The sequence below is a fragment of the Acidocella aminolytica 101 = DSM 11237 genome, assembly GCF_900129125.1.
Lineage (GTDB): Bacteria > Pseudomonadota > Alphaproteobacteria > Acetobacterales > Acetobacteraceae > Acidocella > Acidocella aminolytica.
Map to the genome: position 1 here is coordinate 1 of NZ_FQVJ01000096.1, position 1,398 is coordinate 1,398.

Sequence of the window (1,398 nt, forward strand, 5' to 3'; positions counted from 1 at the left end):
CCGCCCCTCCCTGCGGTCGCCGCGTCTGCGGCGATCGGTCCCCGGCCCGCCAGGGCCGGCAATCTTTAGGGCGGCGGCTGTGGTTACAAAGTCAACTATAGGTCAAGGCTTCATGATACCATGAGGCCAGGGTATCATGAATCCTTTAAGCCTAGAGGTCAGCCATCGCCATTTGTCCCCGGCGGCGGGCGCATTTCATGATGGCCCCTCCGGCATATTCCTGTCCTGACACGCGAGCCTTATTGTAGGTCTCTCGCGTATCGAGTCCGCGATAGATGAACATAAGGGCGGCATGTTTCGGGTCGTTGAACGGTAGCAGGTTCCACGACAACACATCGCCATGCTCATGCGCGGGCATGTAGTTGCGCAATTCTTCCATCCGGTCCTCCATGTATCGCCCGCGTGCCTCGTTTGCGTCCACTTTGATTTCAAAGCCGCACGAAAGACCGGCATTGTAGAGTGCTGCCGGTTCGACGGCTTCGCTGAGGGTGTTTCGTGCCTTGCGAATGTAGCTCTCGGCTAATGTCTGACGGTCTCCTGCGAAACGCAGGCAACCGCCTTCGCAAGCGGATGCGAAGGTCACGATTTTCTGCATGATTTCCCACTCCATTCCAACGCCAAGCAGGGACCATGAGCGCACGCGGGTTTGCCTGCCGCCGTTCCTGCACTCAAAAAGATTGTTGTCGCCTCCCAGCTCGAAAAACATGAATTGATCGGCGTAGAACGGATCGGTTTCAAAGAGAGCGTTCAGGTCAGCCGCCCTGAACCGGACTGCGGCAAAATCATCGATGAGACGTGAGGACATTTAAGTTTCTCCAAGTTATGGCGGCGTGACTGTCGCCTTGCTTCTGTCGTGGGGGTTGGGCGGGGAGCCTTCGACAAGCCCAAAAGAGGGGGCGGGTTGCCCCCCTTGTTCGGCTTATTCGGGAATCAGGTTGAACCCGCAAAATGCGCAGTTGGCGGCGATGATCGCCGGATGCTGATAGCCATCGGCGGCACTCGTCGGTGCTTCCAGCACGCGATAGCCCCACGTTTTCCATCCGGTGGTGTGCTGCGCGTGTTCAAAGGCGTCATCGTCTGCAAATTCGACTGTGACAACGTGAAGCCACTCAAAATGCACGACGCCGGGGACTTCCAGCATAACCCCGGCGGCTTGGCTGGCATGGGTCTCGTGTTCCGCTTCGCGGATGTTTACCGGGTAAGGATAAGGATATCCGTTTCGCAGGATTAGCCGCATCGGACGCATGGGCTGGGAAGGGACGTTCACGGGGGCCGGGTTGATCGTTGCGATGCTCATGAAAGTTCTCCGTCAGAAGGCCGGGACCGCCCCGGCTTATTTTCTGGCGTGTGAGAGCGAGGGGAGGGGGCAATGGCGCGCGGGACCGGCCGGGTTGCGCG

Annotated in this window: 2 protein-coding genes; both read right to left on the reverse strand. The window is 58.8% G+C overall.

The genetic code is table 11. From position 1 onward, the window contains the following. Window positions 1–151: 151 nt before the first annotated feature. The gene (locus BUB54_RS19745; protein ID WP_048879588.1) at window positions 152–805 is read right to left on the reverse strand and encodes a hypothetical protein; all 654 of its coding nucleotides are present in this window, start codon (window positions 803–805) and stop codon (window positions 152–154) included. A gap of 114 nt (window positions 806–919) precedes the next feature. Beyond that, window positions 920–1,297 (reverse strand): hypothetical protein, encoded by a 378-nt coding sequence (locus tag BUB54_RS19750; protein ID WP_048879589.1) that lies wholly within the window; start codon window positions 1,295–1,297, stop codon window positions 920–922. Between the last annotated feature and the right edge of the window lie 101 nt (window positions 1,298–1,398).